At 57.2% G+C, this 18,099-nt stretch carries 21 protein-coding genes; 7 read left to right on the forward strand and 14 right to left on the reverse strand.

What is annotated here, in order from left to right; all coding sequences use genetic code 11:
• Positions 1-60 precede the first annotated feature (60 nt).
• Positions 61-1,116: a hypothetical protein gene (locus AC6I8P_RS13370; RefSeq protein ID WP_498030664.1), complete on the forward strand. Its 1,056-nt coding sequence runs from the start codon at positions 61-63 to the stop codon at positions 1,114-1,116.
• A 77-nt stretch (positions 1,117-1,193) separates the two neighbouring features.
• Here the strand turns inward: AC6I8P_RS13370 and tatE are convergent, their stop codons facing one another.
• The 6 genes from tatE to AC6I8P_RS13400 form a co-directional block, all read right to left on the reverse strand.
• Positions 1,194-1,397: a twin-arginine translocase subunit TatE gene (gene tatE, locus AC6I8P_RS13375; RefSeq protein ID WP_010618871.1), complete on the reverse strand. Its 204-nt coding sequence runs from the start codon at positions 1,395-1,397 to the stop codon at positions 1,194-1,196.
• A 98-nt stretch (positions 1,398-1,495) separates the two neighbouring features.
• Complete coding sequence (locus AC6I8P_RS13380; protein WP_058757904.1) at positions 1,496-2,266, reverse strand: amino acid ABC transporter ATP-binding protein; 771 nt, start codon at positions 2,264-2,266, stop codon at positions 1,496-1,498.
• Complete coding sequence (locus AC6I8P_RS13385; RefSeq protein ID WP_211725133.1) at positions 2,263-3,222, reverse strand: amino acid ABC transporter permease; 960 nt, start codon at positions 3,220-3,222, stop codon at positions 2,263-2,265. Before AC6I8P_RS13385 ends, AC6I8P_RS13380 begins: the two co-directional genes overlap by 4 nt.
• A complete protein-coding gene (locus AC6I8P_RS13390; RefSeq protein ID WP_058781250.1) occupies positions 3,219-4,106 on the reverse strand; it encodes an ABC transporter substrate-binding protein in 888 nt (295 codons plus the stop codon). Before AC6I8P_RS13390 ends, AC6I8P_RS13385 begins: the two co-directional genes overlap by 4 nt.
• A 22-nt stretch (positions 4,107-4,128) precedes the next feature.
• Positions 4,129-4,923, reverse strand: a complete 795-nt coding sequence (locus AC6I8P_RS13395) for a deaminated glutathione amidase (protein WP_498030665.1) — start codon at positions 4,921-4,923, stop codon at positions 4,129-4,131.
• 2 nt (positions 4,924-4,925) lie between these two features.
• Positions 4,926-5,885, reverse strand: coding sequence for a hypothetical protein (locus AC6I8P_RS13400; protein ID WP_058775270.1), 960 nt, complete (start codon positions 5,883-5,885; stop codon positions 4,926-4,928).
• Positions 5,886-6,021: 136 nt separating this feature from the next.
• Here AC6I8P_RS13400 and AC6I8P_RS13405 point away from each other — a divergent pair, with 136 nt between their 5' ends.
• Complete coding sequence (locus AC6I8P_RS13405) at positions 6,022-7,377, forward strand: aminotransferase class I/II-fold pyridoxal phosphate-dependent enzyme (protein ID WP_211725135.1); 1,356 nt, start codon at positions 6,022-6,024, stop codon at positions 7,375-7,377.
• Here AC6I8P_RS13405 and AC6I8P_RS13410 read toward each other — a convergent pair.
• The 3 genes from AC6I8P_RS13410 to pagP all read right to left on the reverse strand — a co-directional run bounded on the left by AC6I8P_RS13410 (position 7,361) and on the right by pagP (position 9,078).
• The gene (locus AC6I8P_RS13410) at positions 7,361-7,786 is read right to left on the reverse strand and encodes a GNAT family N-acetyltransferase (protein ID WP_058769427.1); all 426 of its coding nucleotides are present in this window, start codon (positions 7,784-7,786) and stop codon (positions 7,361-7,363) included. The genes AC6I8P_RS13405 and AC6I8P_RS13410 overlap by 17 nt on opposite strands.
• Positions 7,787-8,145: 359 nt before the next feature.
• Positions 8,146-8,355, reverse strand: coding sequence for a transcription antiterminator/RNA stability regulator CspE (gene cspE / locus AC6I8P_RS13415; RefSeq protein ID WP_010615627.1), 210 nt, complete (start codon positions 8,353-8,355; stop codon positions 8,146-8,148).
• A gap of 150 nt (positions 8,356-8,505) precedes the next feature.
• Positions 8,506-9,078, reverse strand: a complete 573-nt coding sequence (gene pagP / locus AC6I8P_RS13420) for a lipid IV(A) palmitoyltransferase PagP (protein ID WP_021508599.1) — start codon at positions 9,076-9,078, stop codon at positions 8,506-8,508.
• 398 nt (positions 9,079-9,476) lie between these two features.
• Here pagP and AC6I8P_RS13425 point away from each other — a divergent pair, with 398 nt between their 5' ends.
• Complete coding sequence (locus AC6I8P_RS13425; protein ID WP_058757910.1) at positions 9,477-9,662, forward strand: ECs_2282 family putative zinc-binding protein; 186 nt, start codon at positions 9,477-9,479, stop codon at positions 9,660-9,662.
• A gap of 33 nt (positions 9,663-9,695) precedes the next feature.
• Here AC6I8P_RS13425 and AC6I8P_RS13430 read toward each other — a convergent pair whose 3' ends face one another.
• Complete coding sequence (locus tag AC6I8P_RS13430) at positions 9,696-9,818, reverse strand: small membrane protein YohP (RefSeq protein WP_445081475.1); 123 nt, start codon at positions 9,816-9,818, stop codon at positions 9,696-9,698.
• 218 nt (positions 9,819-10,036) lie between these two features.
• Between AC6I8P_RS13430 and AC6I8P_RS13435 the strand changes: the two genes are divergently transcribed.
• Both AC6I8P_RS13435 and AC6I8P_RS13440 read left to right on the forward strand, forming a co-directional pair.
• Entirely contained in the window at positions 10,037-10,282 is a 246-nt protein-coding gene (locus AC6I8P_RS13435) for a hypothetical protein (protein ID WP_021508600.1), read from the forward strand.
• Between the two features lie 101 nt (positions 10,283-10,383).
• A complete protein-coding gene (locus AC6I8P_RS13440; protein ID WP_104092680.1) occupies positions 10,384-11,466 on the forward strand; it encodes a malate/lactate/ureidoglycolate dehydrogenase in 1,083 nt (360 codons plus the stop codon).
• A gap of 33 nt (positions 11,467-11,499) precedes the next feature.
• Here the strand turns inward: AC6I8P_RS13440 and gntT are convergent, their stop codons facing one another.
• Entirely contained in the window at positions 11,500-12,816 is a 1,317-nt protein-coding gene (gntT, locus tag AC6I8P_RS13445) for a gluconate transporter (protein WP_021508602.1), read from the reverse strand.
• Positions 12,817-13,093: 277 nt separating this feature from the next.
• Here gntT and AC6I8P_RS13450 point away from each other — a divergent pair, with 277 nt between their 5' ends.
• Positions 13,094-14,239, forward strand: coding sequence for an iron-containing alcohol dehydrogenase (locus AC6I8P_RS13450; RefSeq protein WP_498030666.1), 1,146 nt, complete (start codon positions 13,094-13,096; stop codon positions 14,237-14,239).
• Between the two features lie 34 nt (positions 14,240-14,273).
• Here AC6I8P_RS13450 and AC6I8P_RS13455 read toward each other — a convergent pair whose 3' ends face one another.
• From AC6I8P_RS13455 to AC6I8P_RS13465, 3 genes are all read right to left on the reverse strand, one after another.
• Positions 14,274-15,101: a Cof-type HAD-IIB family hydrolase gene (locus AC6I8P_RS13455; RefSeq protein WP_498031167.1), complete on the reverse strand. Its 828-nt coding sequence runs from the start codon at positions 15,099-15,101 to the stop codon at positions 14,274-14,276.
• A 109-nt stretch (positions 15,102-15,210) separates the two neighbouring features.
• Positions 15,211-15,672 carry an RcnB family protein gene (locus AC6I8P_RS13460; protein ID WP_058781243.1) on the reverse strand — a complete coding sequence of 154 codons (462 nt, stop codon included), beginning with the start codon at positions 15,670-15,672 and terminating at the stop codon, positions 15,211-15,213.
• A 779-nt stretch (positions 15,673-16,451) separates the two neighbouring features.
• Entirely contained in the window at positions 16,452-16,691 is a 240-nt protein-coding gene (locus tag AC6I8P_RS13465) for a DUF1272 domain-containing protein (RefSeq protein ID WP_262256330.1), read from the reverse strand.
• A 192-nt stretch (positions 16,692-16,883) separates the two neighbouring features.
• Between AC6I8P_RS13465 and AC6I8P_RS13470 the strand changes: the two genes are divergently transcribed.
• Positions 16,884-17,990: an AI-2E family transporter gene (locus AC6I8P_RS13470; protein WP_498030667.1), complete on the forward strand. Its 1,107-nt coding sequence runs from the start codon at positions 16,884-16,886 to the stop codon at positions 17,988-17,990.
• Positions 17,991-18,099 lie beyond the last annotated feature (109 nt).

Raw genomic sequence — 18,099 nt, forward strand, 5'->3', positions numbered from 1 at the left:
CCATAAGAGCCTGTTTATTATTTTTTATTTTCTCAGTGTTTTTTTCATAAAGGTCAGATTATGCAATCATCCTTTCATATCGATGAGCTCGATTTTATGCGGGCGGCGGATGTGTCAGGTCCATCCTCTGGTAGACCGCGAAGCGGCGCGTCGGGCGAAGGCCTGGATGCGCTAAAAGCGCGCACCACGCCCATGGATATCACCAATCCGTTCGTAACGCCCCATGCGTCGTGCGAACTGGCGTTTCTTGCAACCGCCATCAGCATCGACCACCGCTACGACGAAATTCATCTGCACCTGCCGCAAAGCGCGCAGCCTGCGTCTGCGCCCGCGCCCGCGCCCGCACTGCCGTTCACCGAACTGCGCAGCGTAACGCCGGATGAAACGCCGTTGCTGCCAGCGCTGCTGCCGCTGGAGTCAGCCCAGCAGGCCGCCGGCGAGAGCGTCTGGCATAGCCTGCCTGAGGTTCCGGCGCTCAGCCCGGCGCTGTCGCTGGTCAGCGCGCTGCCTGCGGCATGGTATGCAGCAGAACACCAGACGCCCCACCCGTCGCCTGTCCCCACGCTCCCAGTCCGGCAGCCGCTGAGTCTGCCAGAGGTGGCTGTGCTGCGCGACATACGGCAACACGACTATGCGGTGGATTACGACGACAGCGGTGAGCCGAAAATGTTTAGCGGCACGCTGGCGGCGGGCGCTCAGGTGCATATTTATATCGATAATGTGCTGATTGAAGTGGTAACGGGCGACGCACAGGGTCACTGGCAGTTCGCTCAGCCCGCCGATTTAAGCGCGGCACAGCATGTATTCAGTGCAGAGTTCGTCGATGAACAGGGGCATGTCAGCAGCCGTTACAATAAGTTGATTACCGTACTGCCGCAGCCTGCCGCTATTATCACGCCAATTGATGACAGCGATCTCAGCGCGATTGATTGTGCACTGATGGAACTGGCGATGCAGCAGGATGATATTGCGCCCGCTCTTCTGCCGCTGACCTTCAGCGAAGCATGGCTGGATGAGTGGCACAGCGCTGACAGCACGCTAACCGCCAGCGGCGATCACGGTGGCAACCTGCCAGGCTGGGATGAACCGCTGGAACATCACATTGTCTGGCACTAAAAAACGAAAACCAGACTGTGGCAGTCTGGTTTTTTAACGTAATAAATATTTACACTTATTGACGTTCAGCGCAGAGATTACTCTTTGTGGCCGACGCGTTCAGCAGGCGTTTCTTCGGCACTGCTTTTGGTTGCGGTGGATTCATCATCTTTCATGGCTTTTTTAAAGCCCTTGATTGCGGAACCCAGATCGCCACCCAGTGAACGTAACTTGTTGGTGCCAAAAAGCAGTACGATAAGCGCACCGATGATCAGCAGTTTGGCAATACTGATACCTTCCATATTTTACCTTTCAACCTTCGCGAAAAACGGACAGCACTATTAACGCGCAGTTATTCACCACGCTCAACTGCAATCTGTAACAGAGTGAGATCTCAGCGTCAGATAAAGCGGCTGAGAAACGCCTGGGTACGCGGATGCTGCGGATTGCCAATCACCTGCTCTGGCGGTCCCTGTTCCACCACCACGCCACCATCCATGAACACCACGCGATCGGCGGCTTCACGCGCAAAGCCAATCTCATGCGTTACCACAATCATGGTCAGGCCGCGATTGGCTAAGGTACGCATGGTAGCCAGCACTTCCCCCACCAGCTCCGGATCCAGCGCTGAGGTCGGTTCATCGAACAGCATCAGCAGCGGTTTGATCGCCAGCGCACGGGCGATCGCCACGCGCTGCTGTTGTCCCCCCGACAGATGCCGCGGCCAGGCGTCGGCTTTATCGCTCAATCCGACCGTTGCCAGCAGCTCACGCGCGTGTTGCAGCACCTCATCACGTGGGAACTTGTGCACGCCAATCGGCGCTTCCATGATGTTTTGCAGTACCGTCATATGGGGATAGAGATTGAACTGCTGAAACACCATGCCGATTTTCTGCCGCTGATGGGCAATTTTCCGCGCCGACAGGCGATGCAGCAGACCGCGCTTTAGCGCGTAACCAATCTGCTCGTCGCCCACCATAATCGAGCCGGCATTCATCTCTTCCAGATGATTAATGCAGCGCAGAAAGGTCGACTTGCCTGAGCCCGAAGGCCCGAGAATCACCACCACTTCGCCCGGAAACACATCGAGATCGATGCCTTTCAGCACCGCGTTATCACCGAAGCTCTTTTGCACATTACGCGCACGCACCAGCGGCTGAATCTCGCTCATACGTCCTCCTTTAAACGCGGGGCCGCGGCCAGCGCCGTGTCACTGCTGGCGCGTCGTTTGTTCATCACCACGGTACGTTTGCTGCCGCGCGCGTAGTAGCGCTCAATGGCTGACTGGCCGACGTTGAGGATCGAGGTAATCAGCAGATACCAGATCACCGCCACCATCAGCATCGGAATGATTTCAAAGGTACGGTTATAAACGGCCTGCACCGAATAGAGCAGATCGCCCATCGCGATGACGCTCACCAGCGACGTGGCTTTGATCATGCTAATCAGCTGGTTGCCGGTCGGGGGAATAATGGCGCGCATCGCCTGTGGAATGATGATACGCCGCAGCGCGCGGCTGCGGCTCATGCCAAACGCCTGAGTGGTTTCAACCTGACCGTGATCGACCGACAGCAGGCCGGCACGGATAATCTCCGCCATATAGGCAGCCTCGTTGAGCGCCAGACCGGCGATGGCGGCAGTCAGCGGCGTGATCAGATCGTTAGTATTCCAGCTGGCAAAGGTGATGTCCGTCCACGGCACGGTGATCGAAAGCGTGGGAAACAGTGTCGACAGGTTGTACCAGAATATCAGCTGCACCAGCAGCGGCGTACCGCGAAAGAACCAGATGTAGAGCGCCGACACGCCGCTCAGCAGTTTATTCTCTGACAGCCGCCAGACCGCCAGCAGCAGCCCCAGCAGGGTGCCCAGCACCATCGACACCACCGTCAGCCCGAGCGTCACCTGCAGCCCTTTCAGCACCGAGCCTTCGGTAAACCACTGCAGCACCACGTGCCACTCAAAATTGGGATTGGTCGCCACCAGCCACAGACCATTCGCTGCCAGCGTCAGGACCACGATCCAGCTAACCCAGCGTCCATACGCGGGCGCGCTACGGGCAAAAGCGACGTCGCGCTGCGGCACGTCAGCCTGATCCGTGGGGCGCGCGTTGGGGCCGACGGCACTCATTTTGCCGTCTCCTGCGCCAGGTTACGTCCCGGCTGCGGCAGCATGTTGCCGTCCAGCTTCCACTTTTTCATGATGGCCGCGTAGGTGCCGTTGGCAAACAGTTCTTTGTAGGCATCCAGCACCACCTCACCCAGCGGCGAGCCTTTGGGAACGACCGTGCCCTGAAAGATATCGCCAAAGCCGTTTTTCTGCCCCTGACCAGACAGTTCAAGTTGCCCCTGCGCCTGCTCAATGAAATAGGTCAGCGGCGCCTGCGAGGAGAAGAAGGCATCCGAACGCTTCGAGCGCACCGCCAGGATCGACGAAGGCTGATCGGTAAAGGACTGCACCACGACTGCAGGTTTGCCCGCAGCCTCACAGGCGGCTGACTGTTTGCGGATCACCTGCTCCGCCGAACCGGCCGCCATTACCGCGATGCGCTTGCCGCAGGTATCTGCCAGACCGTTGATGTGCGCCGGATTGCCCTTCTGCACGCCAAACACCACGAACTCCTGCACGTAGTCGATGAAGTCCACCTTCTGCTGGCGATCCGGATAATCACCTATCGGCCCGATGGCCATCTGATAGCGTCCGGAATTAATGCCGGCCAGTACGCCGGACAGACCGCTCACCGTCGCGTGTTCAATTTTCACGCCCAGCAGCTGGCCGAGCGCCACGGTAAGATCGGCCGAGGCGCCATCCATTGAGTGCGGCCCGTTAACGATCTCATACGGCGGAAAGGAGCCGTTGTTTACCGAGATCATTTTGCCAGCCTGTTTGATCTGCGCTGGCAGCCGATCGTGCAGCGCCTTATCCATTTTTTGCGTAGGAATGGCGTCCGCTGCCTGGACGACGCTCGCCGTCAGGCCGGTCGCCAGCGCGATGGCGGTTAAAAGCATTTTCATCAGTCAGTTTCCCCCAGGCAGGTCAAAGTGATTGCAATTCCGGACGGGCAAAGCGGCGATTTTCCAGTACCGGCAGCACGCTGCGGGCGTAGGCGATGCGGGCCGGATCCATTTCGGCAAACACCAGTGCAGCGCACTCCGGTGCCTTAGCAATCACCACGCCAAGCGGATCGATCACCAGACTGTTACCAATGTTGCGCGGCCCGCACTCGCCTACCGCCACCATGTAGCAGGTGTTTTCCAGCGCGCGCGCACTGGTCAGCAGTTCCCAGTGCATCTCCTTTAACGGTCCTTTTACCCAGGCGGAAGGCAGCACCAGCACGTCGGCACCGTCCAGCACCAGCCGGCGCGCCAGTTCGGGAAAACGCACGTCGTAGCAGGTCATCAGCCCGACTTTCATGCCAGCCACCTCAACCAGTGGCGGCACGGCATCACCCGGATTAACCCGCTGCGACTCCTGCATGGCGAAGGCATCGTACAGATGCAGCTTGACGTACTGCGCGATGATTTCGCCATTACGCACGGCAATCAGCACGTTGTGCGCTTTGTTATCCTGCGTCGGCACGTGCACGCTCATCATGGTGGTCAGCGCGTTACCTTTGCTGGTTTCCAGCAGCTGACTGACAAACGGCCCGTCCAGCGGCTGTGCGGCTTTTAACACCAGATCGGGATCGGCGATATCGCGCGCCAGCACGCCTTCCGGCAGCACCAGCAGATCGGCGCCCGCCGCCAGCGCATCCTGCATCAGACCACGACAAATGGCGGTGTTCTCCTGCCATTCGCGGCTAACGGCGAACTGCCCCATGGCTACTTTCATTTTCACTCCCCTCTGGCCGCCGCCGGGAAAATCTCCTCCGGCGAGAGCAACGTTGTGGTTAAGCCCTGCTGAAACAGCTCACGGGCGAAGTCGGCAATCATCCTTTTGTTAGCGGTAAATCCGTTTTGATTCCAGTCGGCAGGCAATTCCTGCGCGGTGCGTCGCAAATCATCCAGCAGCCACGGCGTGGTATCCGCGTACTTCTCGCGTTTGCGCATCCACAGCTGATACGCGCGATCGATCACCTCGCTCAGCGCCTGCGGCAGCCACGGATGCGCCGCCGCCAGCGCCGGCTTCAGCGCCAGCAGATGAATACCGGGCACATAGCCGACGCGGTTGAAGTAGTCGCGCTCGGCACTGACGAAATCCGCCTGCAGCTGGCGCAGACCGGAATCTTTCAGGAAAAAGCCCTCAGGCATAAACGGCGTGAACACCGCATCCAGCTCGCCGGCTTTCAACAGTTCAATCAGCGGACGCTCGTCCGGCGCCGGTTCGATACGGCCCGGGCGACCAAATCCCGCCAGCCGGTCAACAATCGGATGATCAGCAGTCAGGCGTCCGGCAAACCAGAAGGCGTCGTTGATATCGACGCCCGCTTCGCGCAGCACGGTGCGCGTCCAGGTATTGCCGGAGTCCTGCCAGCCGGTAACGCCGATTCTTTTGCCTTTCAGCTGGGCTGGCGTGGTGAGCGGGCTGGCGGTGGTGGTGATGATGCAGCGCTGGCGAAAGCCACGCATCAGAAAGTGCGGCAGGCCGAGCAGTGAGCTGTCGCCGCGCGCCCGTGCCTGCGCATAGCGGCTGAACGACACCTCACCGCCTTCGTAGTGTTCACTGCTGGCCAGGTTATCCACCAGCGTGCCTACGCGGTCAATGACCAGCCTGAAGCCCTGTGGCTGAATATCGCCCAGCGCCAGCGGCGTGAAGTAATCCCAGTCGCGCACCGCCAGTCTGATAGTGATCATCGTTGTGCTTCTCCATTTGTTCAGCCGCCACGCTGGCGCTGTGCATTTTTTCTGCAAATTGTGCTTGAATTTGAGTCTAAAACGCGAATACTAATCTGAACAATCATTTCTTTGTTACTGAACAAAGCTTTTTCTTATGACGCAAATTGTGGATGCAGAGTGGCTCAGCCAGCACATTAACGACGCCTCGGTAAAAGGCATTACCCTCGCCGCGTCAACATTGATTCGCGACGGACAGATTGCCGTAGGCATGCAGATGCCGGCAGTGCGCGATTTGGCGGAGCGGCTGGGCGTGAGTCCGGCCACGGTATCCGCGGCCTGGGCGCAGCTGAAAAAGCAGAAAGTGCTGGCGGGTAAAGGGCGAAGCGGAATCTGGGTGTGCGGCAACAGTGTGATGCCGCGACCGGTCCGCTTTGAGAAAATTGGCAACTATGGTGAAAACGTCAAAGCCGCGCTGGCGATGGCAGCACCCGATCCGGCACTGCTGCCGGATCTGCGCCCGGCGATGCTGGCCGGGCTGGCGTCACCGCAGCTGAATAGCTATCAGCGTGAGGCGATTTCGCCACAGCTGCAGGCGGCCATTGCGCCGCGCTGGCCCTGTCCGGCGGAGGCGTGGCTGGCGACCGATGGCGGCTTCGATGCCATGAACCTGATAGTGCAGACGCTGCTGTCACCCGGCGATCGGGTAGTGATTGAAGATCCGACGGCGACGCGTCTGCTGGATATGCTCGACAACATCGGTGCCGAGATCCTGCCGCTGCCCGGTGATGAGCAGGGACCGCTGCCTGAGGTGCTGGCGACACACTTACAGAAAGCGCCAGCGATGTTCATTTATCAGCCACGCACCCACTCAGCGACCGGCTACAGCGTCAGCCAGCAGCGCAGCGAAGCGCTGGCGCAGGTGCTGGCGCAGAGTGCCACCCTGATTGTCGAGGATGATGGCATCGGCGATTTGTCGCGCTGGCCGGTATGGAGTCTCGGCCGCCACTATCCGCAGCGCACGCTGCATGTGCACTCCTTTTCCAAAGCCTACGGCCCGGATCTGCGGCTGGCGGTGGTATCCGGCACGGCAGAACTGGTGAAACGGCTGCAGTCGTGGCGTAACTTCGGGGTCAGCTGGACCAGCCGTATTTTGCAGGATGCGGTGGCCTGGATGCTGAGCGATGCGCCCACCCAGCAGCGCATACAGCAGGCCAAAGCCACGTATGCCGCGCGCCGTCAGCAGTTGCTGGCCGCACTGGCGCGGCGCGGGCTGGTACAGGAAGATCGCGACGGCCTGAGCGTGATGCTGCCGGTGGCGTCAGAGCAGTATGCCATGATCACCCTCGCCGCCCGGGGCATCACCGTGCTGCCAGGCGAACGCTGCAGCATCAACAGCGGACAGTTCATTCGCGTCAGCATTGCGCGGCTGCCGGCCGATCAGCTCGACAGCATCGCCGATGCGTTAGTGATTGCCTGCGGACGCGAGCTTAATATCAGCCCAGATCTTTGATGTGATAGCGTGGCGACTCAACGTAGCCTTCACGCGCATAAAACTGGTTGGCTTTCAGTCGCGAGGCGTGACAATGCACTTCCATGCGGTCGCAGCCGCGGGCGCGCGCCAGTTGCTCGGCGTGGTTCAGCAGCTGCTGGCCGCTGCCTTTACTGCGCTCACCCTCGGCGATACAGAAATAGCTGATGCGCGCGAAATCGCCCGCTAATGCCAGCTGCGGAATAAAGTGCAGCGAAAGAAATCCCAGCACCTGGTTACCGTGTTCCGCCACCAGCAGCGTCTCGTCGGGATGGGCGCACAATTGCGCCAGCCGCTCGCTGATAAATTTTTCCGTGCCGCGATAACCCAGCTCGGTTAACAGTGCACTCAGGGCAAAGCTGTCTTTGGCCTGTGCTTCACGTATGTTCATCCTGCCTCCTCCGTTCCCTGACTGCTGTTATATAGCGTTGCCGCTAAAAAATCTGCAAGTAAGCTTTGTTATGAGTATGTTACGGGAATTATCTGTGAGCGACGCCGCAGAATGTGCCTTGTCATGCCGCTGTCACGCTGGCTTAAGGCTGGCTTAATCTTGCTTTGCCATGCTGGCATAAATGAAGTTGCGAGGCATGGCACATGAAGAATCTGGTACCGCACTGTTTAAATGAATGGCTGGCGCTGTCGCTCAGTACGTTGGTGATTATCGCCTGGGCCATTAGCTGGTGGCAGGGCTGAAAAAAAGCACAAAAAAAACCCGCCATCAGGCGGGTTTTTAAAATTCTGACTGTTAACTTACAGAGCGGTAACGTTAGCAGCAGATGGGCCTTTAGCGCCGTCGGTGATTTCAAACTCTACACGCTGACCTTCAGCCAGAGTTTTGAAGCCGTTGCTCTGGATAGCAGAGAAGTGTACGAATACATCTTTGCTGCCATCTTCTGGAGTAATGAAACCGAATCCTTTGGACTCATTAAACCACTTAACGTTACCTTTGATCTTGGACATCTATATTACCTTTACATGAAAAATGGACACTAAACTGTGTCGGCATCTAGTACAGCAATTGCAGTGACATTTGTCCAGCGCGAATTGATGAAAAAGTGATAAATATTGATTTTTTCCATGCCCTTCACACTTTCTGCGCATCTTCAGAGATTAAAACTGAAATCTTAACCAGGCAAAATAAACGTTGCCGTTGTTATAAGTACCTGGAATATAAGTCATTTGGAAGGTTGCCGGGCCATACCCTATCGAAGCCAGCGGCAATACCAGCGGAACCGGGATATATCGCCAGTTATCCCTGGCCGTCACGCCTGCGGTGTAACCGGCGCCCAGATGGAAATTCTGATCGTTCAGCGGTCGCCAGGTCGCTTCCCAGCCGTAGCCGGCGATGGGCTCCCACTTGTTAAACGAGTCTTTGAACGCCATGGCATACAGGCCGTGCCAGTTGCCCTTTTCATCCCAGCGCGAAACGCCACCGCCCGCACCCCACGGCCGCTCGTTGTACTTTTTGATGTGTTCATCATCGTAAGTAAAGCGGTTGTGCCAGGTGATAGCCGGGACGTAAAGATCGTAATTTTGCGGTTGTGTCCAGGTTTGCGCCACGTTATCGGAGAAGGTATTCCAGCCCGATTTAATCGCTTCACCTGTGGTTGCCGCTGGTGTCGAAAAAGAGACCGATGAAGTCAAAATACAGCCGCAAAAGGCTGCAGAAATACGCCAGTTCACAACAATGCTTCCTGTTAAATCATCCTGTATCCGGCAGTCACCGCGTAGCGCCACATCGCGCCGCACCGTGCTGCCGTGGGTTAATGGCTGATGCCACGAGCGCGTACAGCGCGCGCGCCACAATGGCGCCAGTCGCACCCGGCTCTGCTGGCAATCAGCTGGTTAATTTTACCTCACTGCGCGAACGGAGTCGAAACGGCAAATAAACAAAACGCAGAGGGTAAAAGGTGCAGAAAATGCACCGCTCAGTTGATGATTACTTAGGGTGATTACTTAATATTCAGCAACTTATCCGTAGAAATTGACTTCATGAATAAATTAATAAAATTTATCAATTGAACTCACCCGATGATTGAGATAAATCTCATCACTCCAGGACGGAGATAGGAGGAACTGAGATGACAATTCGTTGCAGCCGCTGCGGTTGCGCCAAATTTTTTTATACAGTACCCGGCAAGGAAAAGGTCGACGATCCCGATCATCACGGCGCCTGTTGCGCCGCGTGCGGCAAGCCGATCAGCCTGCGCGATGTGATCCCGCTGTCATCCCTGCACTCTGCTTCTGCCGCCCGTCACGTTGAATAATGTTTTCAGGCACCCGGCGGGTGCCTGAACGCGTCAGAAAATCAGTTTAAACACGCCAGTAATCGTCAGTAACCCGACAATAAAGATAATGGCAATAATCCACAGTATTATTTTCATTGTTCGCTCCTTCAGGATGAAAAATAACGCATCGTGCATTCAGTATAGATGATTATTCCGGCTTCGCTGGGCGCTGCGAGCGCGATCCCAGTCACTTGCCTCAGAGACTGTTACCTGCTCTTTTTTTCTGCGAGCCCGGTCGCAGCTTATCGCTTAAGTTGCTATCCCGCCGCACGCGTAGCGCGCTGATTGTCTAAAATTACAGCGCCTGTAGCAGGCCTCAATTGTTCGCTATGTCTACGTAACAAGGAGATGATATGAGCACGATTAATACCAGCATGGGTCGTTACAGCCTCAAGGCAAAGGATCATGGCAGTCACATTCGTGGCAGCATTGCGATTAATGACGAAGGCGGTACGCAGCTCACCCTGCAAGAGTTTGATGAGCATTATCTTGACGATGTCGTCAACAACGTTATTTATCCAATCACGGGTGGGAACCGTGAAATTGCACGCGCACTGCGTGAACAGATGGTTAAAGCCGGCTTCGAACAGCCGCACTGAGTTTGTTGGGCCACGTGTTGTGGCCCTTTATCAGCCCTTACTTGCGGTTATTATCCATTTCAGCGCAGGATGCTCTCTCCCCCCATAAGGAGATTAACCGCGTGACTGAACTGCATCGTGTTTCCCCTTCCCGCTTACATCAGTTTGTTCAGGCTATCTGGCTGCATGCCGGTAGCAGTGCCGAAGAAGCGCGCCTGGTGGCTGACCATCTTGTTGCTGCTAACCTCGCGGGCCATGACTCCCACGGCGTCGGTATGATACCGAGCTATATGGCCTCGCTGACGCAGGGCTTTCTCCAGCTCAATCAGCACGTCAGCATCGAAAAAGACGCTGGCGCGGTCCTCACCCTTAATGGCCAGAAAGGCTTTGGTCAGGTGGCCGCGTACGAGGCCATGCAGCACGGCATTGAGCGGGCGAACAGGTTTGGACTCGCGGCGGTCGGCCTGCATCATTCGCATCACATTGGCCGTATCGGTCACTGGGCGGAGCAGTGTGCCGCAGCGGGCTTTGTCTCCTTTCACTTCGTTAATGTGATGGGCGATCCGATGGTGGCGCCGTTTAACGGCAGCGATCGCCGCTTCGGCACCAATCCGTTCTGCGCGGTGTTTCCGCGTCGCGACGGCGAACCGCTGCTGCTGGACTTTGCCACCAGCGGCATCGCCTATGGTAAAACGCGGGTGGCGTATAACAAAGGTCAGCCGGTCGCGCCGGGCTATTTGCTTGATGCGCAGGGCCAGCCGACCACCGATCCGGGCGTGATGCATCAGTCGCCGTATGGCGCGCTGACCGCCTTCGGCCTGCACAAAGGCTATGCGCTGGCGACGATGTGCGAAATTCTTGGCGGCGCGCTATCCGGCGGTCGCACTACGCATGACGCCACGCTGCTTTCCGGCACTGACGCCATCTTCAACGGCATGACCACCATTATCCTGAACCCTGACGCGTTTGACGCACCGGCGATGCAGCAGGAAGCTGAAGAGTTTCTCGCGTGGGTCAGGCGTTCACCGCAAAGTGGTGAGGCGGAGATTCTGGTGCCGGGCGAATGGGAAACGCGCAATCGGGCAGCACGTGAACGCGAGGGCATTCCGCTGGACAGCAATAGCTGGCAGCAGATTTGCGCAGCGGCACGCCAGGCTGGCATGCCGGAGGAGGAACTGGCGGCCTTCCGCGCCTTAGCGCAGTAAGCCGCCGGGGCTGAGGCGCGGTGCCTCAGCCGGTTACAGCGCAGCGGACAGCAGCAAACAGCCCAGCAGACCGCACACCGAGATGATGGTTTCCAGCGCCGACCACGAGCGAATAGTTTCACCGATGGTCAGGTTGAAGTACTCCTTAAACAGCCAGAAGCCCGGATCGTTAACGTGCGAGAAGATGACACTGCCGGAACCGACGGCAATGACCATCAGCTCCGGGCTGGCGCCGCTGGTGGCAATCAGCGGTGCCACAATGCCGCCGGCGGTAATCGCTGCGACGGTGGCAGATCCCAGCGCAATACGCAGCACCGCCGCAATTGACCACGCCATAAAGATTGGCGAGACGTTGGTTTCGTGCATCATGCCGGCGATGTATTTGTCCACGCCGCTGTCCACCAGCACCTGTTTGAAGGCGCCACCGCCGCCGATGATTAACAGCATCATGGCAATGATTTTGATCGAGTCAGTGATGGTGCCCATCACCTCATCCATGCTGCGGCCACGGTTAAGGCCAAAGGTAAAGATGGCAATCAGCACTGCAATCAGCGTCGCCATGATCGGATCGCCAAAAAATTCCGCATACGGCAGCAGTACATGGCCTTTCGGCAGCAGCATTTCTGCCACGGCACGCAGCGCCATCAGGATCACTGGCACCAGCGCCGTCCACACGCTAACGCCAAAGCCTGGCATCTCCGCTTCGCTGAAAGTTTTCGGGTTCCACAGCCCTTCCGGAATCGGCTTATCAATGCCTTTCAGAAAACGCGCATACACCGGCCCGGCCAGAATCACCGTCGGAATACCCAGCAGCGTACCGTACAGCAGGGTTTTCCCCATGTCGGCATTAAATAACGTGGCGATCGCGGTCGGGCCCGGATGCGGCGGCAGAAAGCCGTGCGTGACGGATAAGGCGGCCGCCATCGGCACGCCGACATACAGCAGCGGCACGCGCGCCGATGCGGCAATGCTGAACACCAGTGGCAGCATCAGCACGAACCCGACTTCATAAAACAGCGCAAAGCCCACGGTGAAGCCGGTCAGCACCAGCGCCCACTGAATGTGCTTCTGGCCGAATTTTTCGATCAGCGTGGTGGCGATACGCTGCGCACCGCCGCAGTCGGCCAGCAGTTTCCCCAGCATCGCGCCAAAGCCCATGATCAGCGCCAGGCTGCCCAGGGTACCGCCGACGCCGGTTTTGATCGATCCAATCACTTTATTGACCGGCATGCCCTGCATCATGCCCACCGCCAGTGCCACCAGAATCAGCGCGATGAAGCCGTTAAGTTTGAAGCGAATCATCAGCAGCAGCAGTAACGCCACGCCAATTGCCACATAGAGTAATGGCATAATTTTTCTCCACTTTTGCGCTCGGCGTATTACCGGCAGCGGTTTGTTGTAATGGGACAAAGGGGTTGTCAGTGCCAGATGTTTCAGAATGCGACATCCTGTTACCGGTATCATGTTAAGGGTAACATTGACGGGAAAGCACCTGGTGCAGCGGGTGAATTTCTGTTTTGCGAAGGTGATCAACTTTTTGTCGGAGGGTTATCAGAATGTTTGCCCCGGCAGCGGCGTGGCTTTTGGTTACACTAGCTGTTTTATGCCAACCGATAAGGATCTGCAGGTGAGTGAGAATCTGATTCAGCTGTACAGTAATCAACAAACCCTGTTTGGCCGTGGCAGCATCGACCGCCTGGTCCCGCTGCTGGCGGCGAATCCGCAGCCCACGCTGCTGTTCTGCGGCCGCTCATTTCTCAACAGTCCGGCGTGGGCACGCCTGGGCGCGACGCTGAACGATCACATTCTGGGCTATGAAATTGTCAGCCATGAAGCCTCGCCAGACGAAATCGATGGCTGGGTGACGCGCTGGCGTGGTCACGTCGATCGCGTTGTCGCCATCGGCGGCGGCAGCGTGCTGGATGCGGCCAAAGCCTTTGGCGCCATGATGCAGCATCCGCTGAATATCGCGCGCTACCTCGAGAAAGTGGGCGATACGCCGGTACAGGCGGTCACGCTGCCGCTGATCGCCATTCCTACCACCGCCGGCACCGGCAGCGAAGTCACGCAGAACGCGGTGGTAACCGATCAGCAGCACATTAAGGTGAAGGCCTCGCTGCGCCATCCGGTGTTTGTGCCGCAGGTGGCGATTCTCGATCCCGATCTGCTCAAAGGAGCGCCGGATCGCGTAATGGCCACCTGCGCCATCGATGCCTTTACCCACCTGTTCGAGGCTTATCTGTCACGCAAGGGCAACCTGTTCAGTCAGCAAAACGCACTCAACGGGCTGCAACTGTTCATGCAGGCGTGGCCGTACCTCAATCTGGACGACAGCCGCGGCGATGCGGCACGTGAAGCGATGATGATGGCATCATGGCTCGGCGGCGTCAGCCTGAGCAGCGCCGGTTTGGGGGTGATCCACGGTATTGCCGGCGAGCTGGGGGCGATTAAACCGTTCCATCACGGCGAAGTCTGCGGTCGTCTGCTGTTCCCGTTCCTTGATGTACTGGCGGAGAGCGCACACCCCGAACAGCAGCGGCTAATGGCGGCGCTGGCTGAACGCCTGCTGCCCGATGAAACGGCACCGCCGGCGCTGGCGCTGAAAGCCTGGCTGCAGCAGCAGGCTATCGTGCCGTTCTGGCTGGAAGGACCCACCCTCGCCTCGGAAGAGGTCGACTGGATTGTGGCGCGCGCCAACAGCAAAAACGGCTGGGTCAATTATGATCCCGCCACGCTCACGGAGATGATTACCGCCGCATGGCGCGTCGTCTGAGCCTTTCGGGCAGCGCAGGCTGCCCGTTGCTTATTCAGCCAGCAAACGGCCCTTCCCCCGCCAGCATCTGCTCAATCACCTGCAGCACGCCTTCCTGGTTATTGGACGGTGCGCCGTAGCGCGCAGCGTCTTTGACCCGCTGCGGCGCATTCTGCATGGCAAAGCTGAAGCGCGACTGCACCAGCATCTCCAGATCGTTGCCGCCGTCGCCAAACGCGAGCACCTCATCGCTGCTGATGTCCCAGCGCTGCTGCAGCAGACGCAGCCCGTTGGCTTTGTGCAAGCCGGGCACAATCAAATCCACCGAGCCGTGCCCGCTGGAGGTCGCCGCCGCCGCACCCTGATGCAGACGCTCAATATCAGCCATCAGAATATCGACATAATCATCGGACAGATTCAGCGCAAACTTGAACAGCCGGTCATCGCCCACGTCAGCGAGGCTATCGATCGCCTTGAGGCGATGGCAATAGTGACGCATTTTGACCAGCCACTGCTCATCCATGGTGTTGAAGTGATAAGCGCTGTTACGGCCGCAGAGGATGTATTTCAGGTTGGGATAGTTACCGCGCTGCAGGGTATCAAGCACGGCATTGACATCCTCGTGCGAAAACGCGCCGCAGAATAGCTCCTCATCCCTATCGAGGATCCACGCGCCATTTTCGGCGACAAAGGCGATCTCACTGGCGATGTCGGGAAAGAAGGATTTGAGCTGGTAATACTGATTACCGCTGGCGACCACAAATTTGATGCCGCGCCGCTTCATCTCCTGATAGCAGGCCTGAAAACGTGCCCGGTTGTACTGTTTTTTATCGTCGAGAAAGGTGCCGTCCATATCCACCGCCACCATTTTTACCATGGTCATCATGACTCCTTAACGCGTTGAAAGGAAAAACGGGTTGTCCAGAGAATAACCTGGTGAGCGGTGAAAGCGGAGAGAAACACGGATGGCCGTCGCCATCCGTGCGGCAGGATTAGTTAAATGCGTTATTCAGCAAAATGGCGGTGATAATGCCGGTCGCGGCCGCCACTAACACATAATTTCCGTCGATAAAGGCCCAGTGCTCGCCGCGCGGCGGCTCATACAGACCGCGCGCCCGCCAGTCGTCGACGCGATAGTGTGGACCACGGAACTCCGGCGGTGCCGGATAACCACGGCGAAAATCATGACCGCGCCAGGCAAAGCGATCGCCGCCGCGATGTCCCTCCGGCATACGGTGGTCAGCATAGTGGTCGTGACGATCCGGGCCCGGTCCGCGATCGTGGCCAAAGTCACGACGATCATGATGATCGGGACCCGGGCCGCGATCCTGATGGCGGTCGCCGCCGTGCGGGTCCCAGCGATGGTCACCGGGACCGTCGGCCCAGGAGACGCTGGAAAACAGTGTGCTGCATGCAATAAATGACGCAATAATCGTAAGTGTTGTTTTTTTCATGGTGTTACCTCCAGGGATAACGGCAGTCTGCGCGCCGTTGAGGCTTACTATTACCTAAACAAAGCTAAAACAGCATTTCCAAAAGTCTTAAAAATCGGTGACTTACAATACATTACGCCAGGTTAGCGCTTTCTTAACGATTGTGGAGAGTTTATGGTGGCGTGGCACGATAAGGCTGGCAGGGAAATAAGCAGTTAATTCAGCGGGAATAAAGAAAACCCGATCGCGGGGATCGGGCGGACAATGCTATTTCCATAAAAAGCATAAAGCGGGGAAACCCTGCTAAAAAGAGGGTAAAACTGAAGCACACAACGCCACATCACTAGCATTGCCCGGAAAGAATAACATTCATCAGGGCAAAATACTTTCAGAAAACTTCTATTTTCAGAAAAAACCGTAAAAATGTTCATGGCAGAGAAAATAACCACCAAAGGTACATAATGTGAAAGGAAATAAGGTCCGTGCTCTGACCAGCTGTCGTCAGGAAATATAGTCAGCCCGTATAAAACATCGCCATAAAATCACAATACATTGAATTTAAAAGGCAAAAATTAATCCATGCCATTTTTTAGTTATGCCGCCATTTAAGCCGACCGGCAAACTAGCTGGCCGACACATTTCATTGATAATGCGAGCGCTATTGCTGCCCTGGCAATTAATCGATGTGCGTGATTAATATAACGCTAATTTTTCACTGCGCTGAAGCGTAAGGTTAAATAACCAGCAAGCGGGCGCACAATAATTATGCGCCGGCTATTAATCCAATTGCGCTGGCGAATTTAGCGGGGTGGCGCAGAAACAGGATATCGCTGAGTTGCAGCCGGATGGCGCAGCAGCGCCTGCGCCGGACGTATCGGCCGCCGTACCAGCTCACCCGCACAGTTCGGGCAGTGCTGCGCCAGCACGCCTTCCGCACAGTCAACGCAAAACGTGCACTCAAACGAGCAGATGCGCGCATCAGGCGAGGCCGGCGGCAGATCTTTATCGCAGAATTCACAGTTAGGACGTAATTCCAGCATGGCACTCTCCTGTCAGGGTTCAGGGCTATCATCGCCGCCGCCGCCCTGGCGCGCCAGCCTGTGAGCGGACATCGCGCGGACAGATCGGGACAGCTTTTCATCCTGCACGCCTTGCCTTGCGCGCTAAAAACATTACATTCCGCAAAAGCCGTTCTATAGTTCATTCGCTACGTTTATCTGCGAGGCTTTTGCATGCGTGTTAAAGGGTTAAATATCGGTTTCTTTATAGTGATTCTGGCGATTGTCACGATCGCCTTTTTTGATGTGCTGGCGCCCTATTTCTCCGCCATTTTGTGGGCGGCGATTCTGGCGGTGATCTTTGCGCCACTGAAATCACTGCTGCGGCGTAAAATGGGCGACCGCAACGGGCTCGCTTCCTTTGTGACCTTACTGATTATCTGCCTGATCGTGTTCACGCCGCTGGCAATCATCACCTCGTCGCTGGTGGTTGAGATCAATACGGTGTACACCAAGCTGCAAACCAATTCCGCGCAGTTCCCGACGGTGTTTGCCTCGCTGCTGCAGCATCTGCCGGAGTGGGCACAAACCTGGCTGGCGGATCACGATCTGAACAATGCCGCACAGATTCAGCAAAAACTCTCCGGCTTTGCGCTGAAGGGCGGACAATACATGGCGGGCAGCGTGTTCCTGATCGGTAAAGGGACCTTCACCTTCACCGTGGGCTTTGGCGTGATGCTTTATCTGCTGTTTTTCCTGTTGAAAGACGGCGCCTGGCTGGTCGGGCTGATTCTCGAAGCGCTGCCGCTCTCCACCTATGTTAAGCACCATCTGCTGATGAAATTTGCCGCCGTATCGCGCGCGACGGTCAAAGGCACCGTGGTGGTGGCCGTGGTTCAGGGGGTGCTTGGTGGCTTTGCCTTCTGGATCACCGACATCGACGGCAGCCTGCTGTGGGGCGCGCTGATGGCGTTCCTGTCGCTGATTCCGGCAGTCGGCTCGGCCATCGTCTGGGTGCCAGCGGCCATCTTCTTCTTCGCCACCGGTGCGCTGTGGAAAGGCCTGTTCCTGGTGGGCTTCTTCGTTATCGTGGTCGGGCTGGTGGACAACATCCTGCGTCCGCTGCTGGTTGGCAAAGATACCAAAATGCCGGATTACCTGATCCTGATTGCCACGCTGGGCGGCATGGAAGTGTACGGCATCAACGGCTTCGTGATTGGTCCCTTGATCGCTGCCCTGTTCATCGCCTGCTGGAATCTGCTCTCCGGCCGCGACAACCGGGAAAACGTCGAAGAGATCGACGAAGAGTTTATCGAAGAGGGTAAAACCCGCGACAGCTAAAGCCCTGCTGCCGGGCCGCTATCGCTCACTGGCAGGCTCATCCGGAGCGGCGCTTTAAGCGCCGCTTGTCTTTTCAGCGCGGCCGCCAGGCTGTCAGCACCTTTTCCGA

This window comes from gamma proteobacterium symbiont of Lampromicra miyakona (genome assembly GCF_059730895.1).

Excerpts from the sequence above, each read along its gene's own strand:
- AC6I8P_RS13425 (WP_058757910.1), top strand. The coding sequence starts at position 9,477 with ATGACAATTCGTTGCAGCCGCTGCGGTTGCGCCAAATTTTTTTATACA.
- AC6I8P_RS13455 (WP_498031167.1), bottom strand. The coding sequence starts at position 15,101 with ATGACCATGGTAAAAATGGTGGCGGTGGATATGGACGGCACCTTTCTC.
- gntT (WP_021508602.1), bottom strand. The coding sequence starts at position 12,816 with ATGCCATTACTCTATGTGGCAATTGGCGTGGCGTTACTGCTGCTGCTG.
- AC6I8P_RS13380 (WP_058757904.1), bottom strand. The coding sequence starts at position 2,266 with ATGAGCGAGATTCAGCCGCTGGTGCGTGCGCGTAATGTGCAAAAGAGC.
- AC6I8P_RS13430 (WP_445081475.1), bottom strand. The coding sequence starts at position 9,818 with ATGCACGATGCGTTATTTTTCATCCTGAAGGAGCGAACAATGAAAATA.
- AC6I8P_RS13370 (WP_498030664.1), top strand. The coding sequence starts at position 61 with ATGCAATCATCCTTTCATATCGATGAGCTCGATTTTATGCGGGCGGCG.
- cspE (WP_010615627.1), bottom strand. The coding sequence starts at position 8,355 with ATGTCCAAGATCAAAGGTAACGTTAAGTGGTTTAATGAGTCCAAAGGA.
- AC6I8P_RS13465 (WP_262256330.1), bottom strand. The coding sequence starts at position 16,691 with ATGCTGGAATTACGTCCTAACTGTGAATTCTGCGATAAAGATCTGCCG.
- AC6I8P_RS13405 (WP_211725135.1), top strand. The coding sequence starts at position 6,022 with ATGACGCAAATTGTGGATGCAGAGTGGCTCAGCCAGCACATTAACGAC.
- AC6I8P_RS13400 (WP_058775270.1), bottom strand. The coding sequence starts at position 5,885 with ATGATCACTATCAGACTGGCGGTGCGCGACTGGGATTACTTCACGCCG.
- AC6I8P_RS13435 (WP_021508600.1), top strand. The coding sequence starts at position 10,037 with ATGAGCACGATTAATACCAGCATGGGTCGTTACAGCCTCAAGGCAAAG.
- AC6I8P_RS13470 (WP_498030667.1), top strand. The coding sequence starts at position 16,884 with ATGCGTGTTAAAGGGTTAAATATCGGTTTCTTTATAGTGATTCTGGCG.
- AC6I8P_RS13395 (WP_498030665.1), bottom strand. The coding sequence starts at position 4,923 with ATGAAAGTAGCCATGGGGCAGTTCGCCGTTAGCCGCGAATGGCAGGAG.
- AC6I8P_RS13390 (WP_058781250.1), bottom strand. The coding sequence starts at position 4,106 with ATGAAAATGCTTTTAACCGCCATCGCGCTGGCGACCGGCCTGACGGCG.
- AC6I8P_RS13410 (WP_058769427.1), bottom strand. The coding sequence starts at position 7,786 with ATGAACATACGTGAAGCACAGGCCAAAGACAGCTTTGCCCTGAGTGCA.
- AC6I8P_RS13385 (WP_211725133.1), bottom strand. The coding sequence starts at position 3,222 with ATGAGTGCCGTCGGCCCCAACGCGCGCCCCACGGATCAGGCTGACGTG.
- tatE (WP_010618871.1), bottom strand. The coding sequence starts at position 1,397 with ATGGAAGGTATCAGTATTGCCAAACTGCTGATCATCGGTGCGCTTATC.
- AC6I8P_RS13460 (WP_058781243.1), bottom strand. The coding sequence starts at position 15,672 with ATGAAAAAAACAACACTTACGATTATTGCGTCATTTATTGCATGCAGC.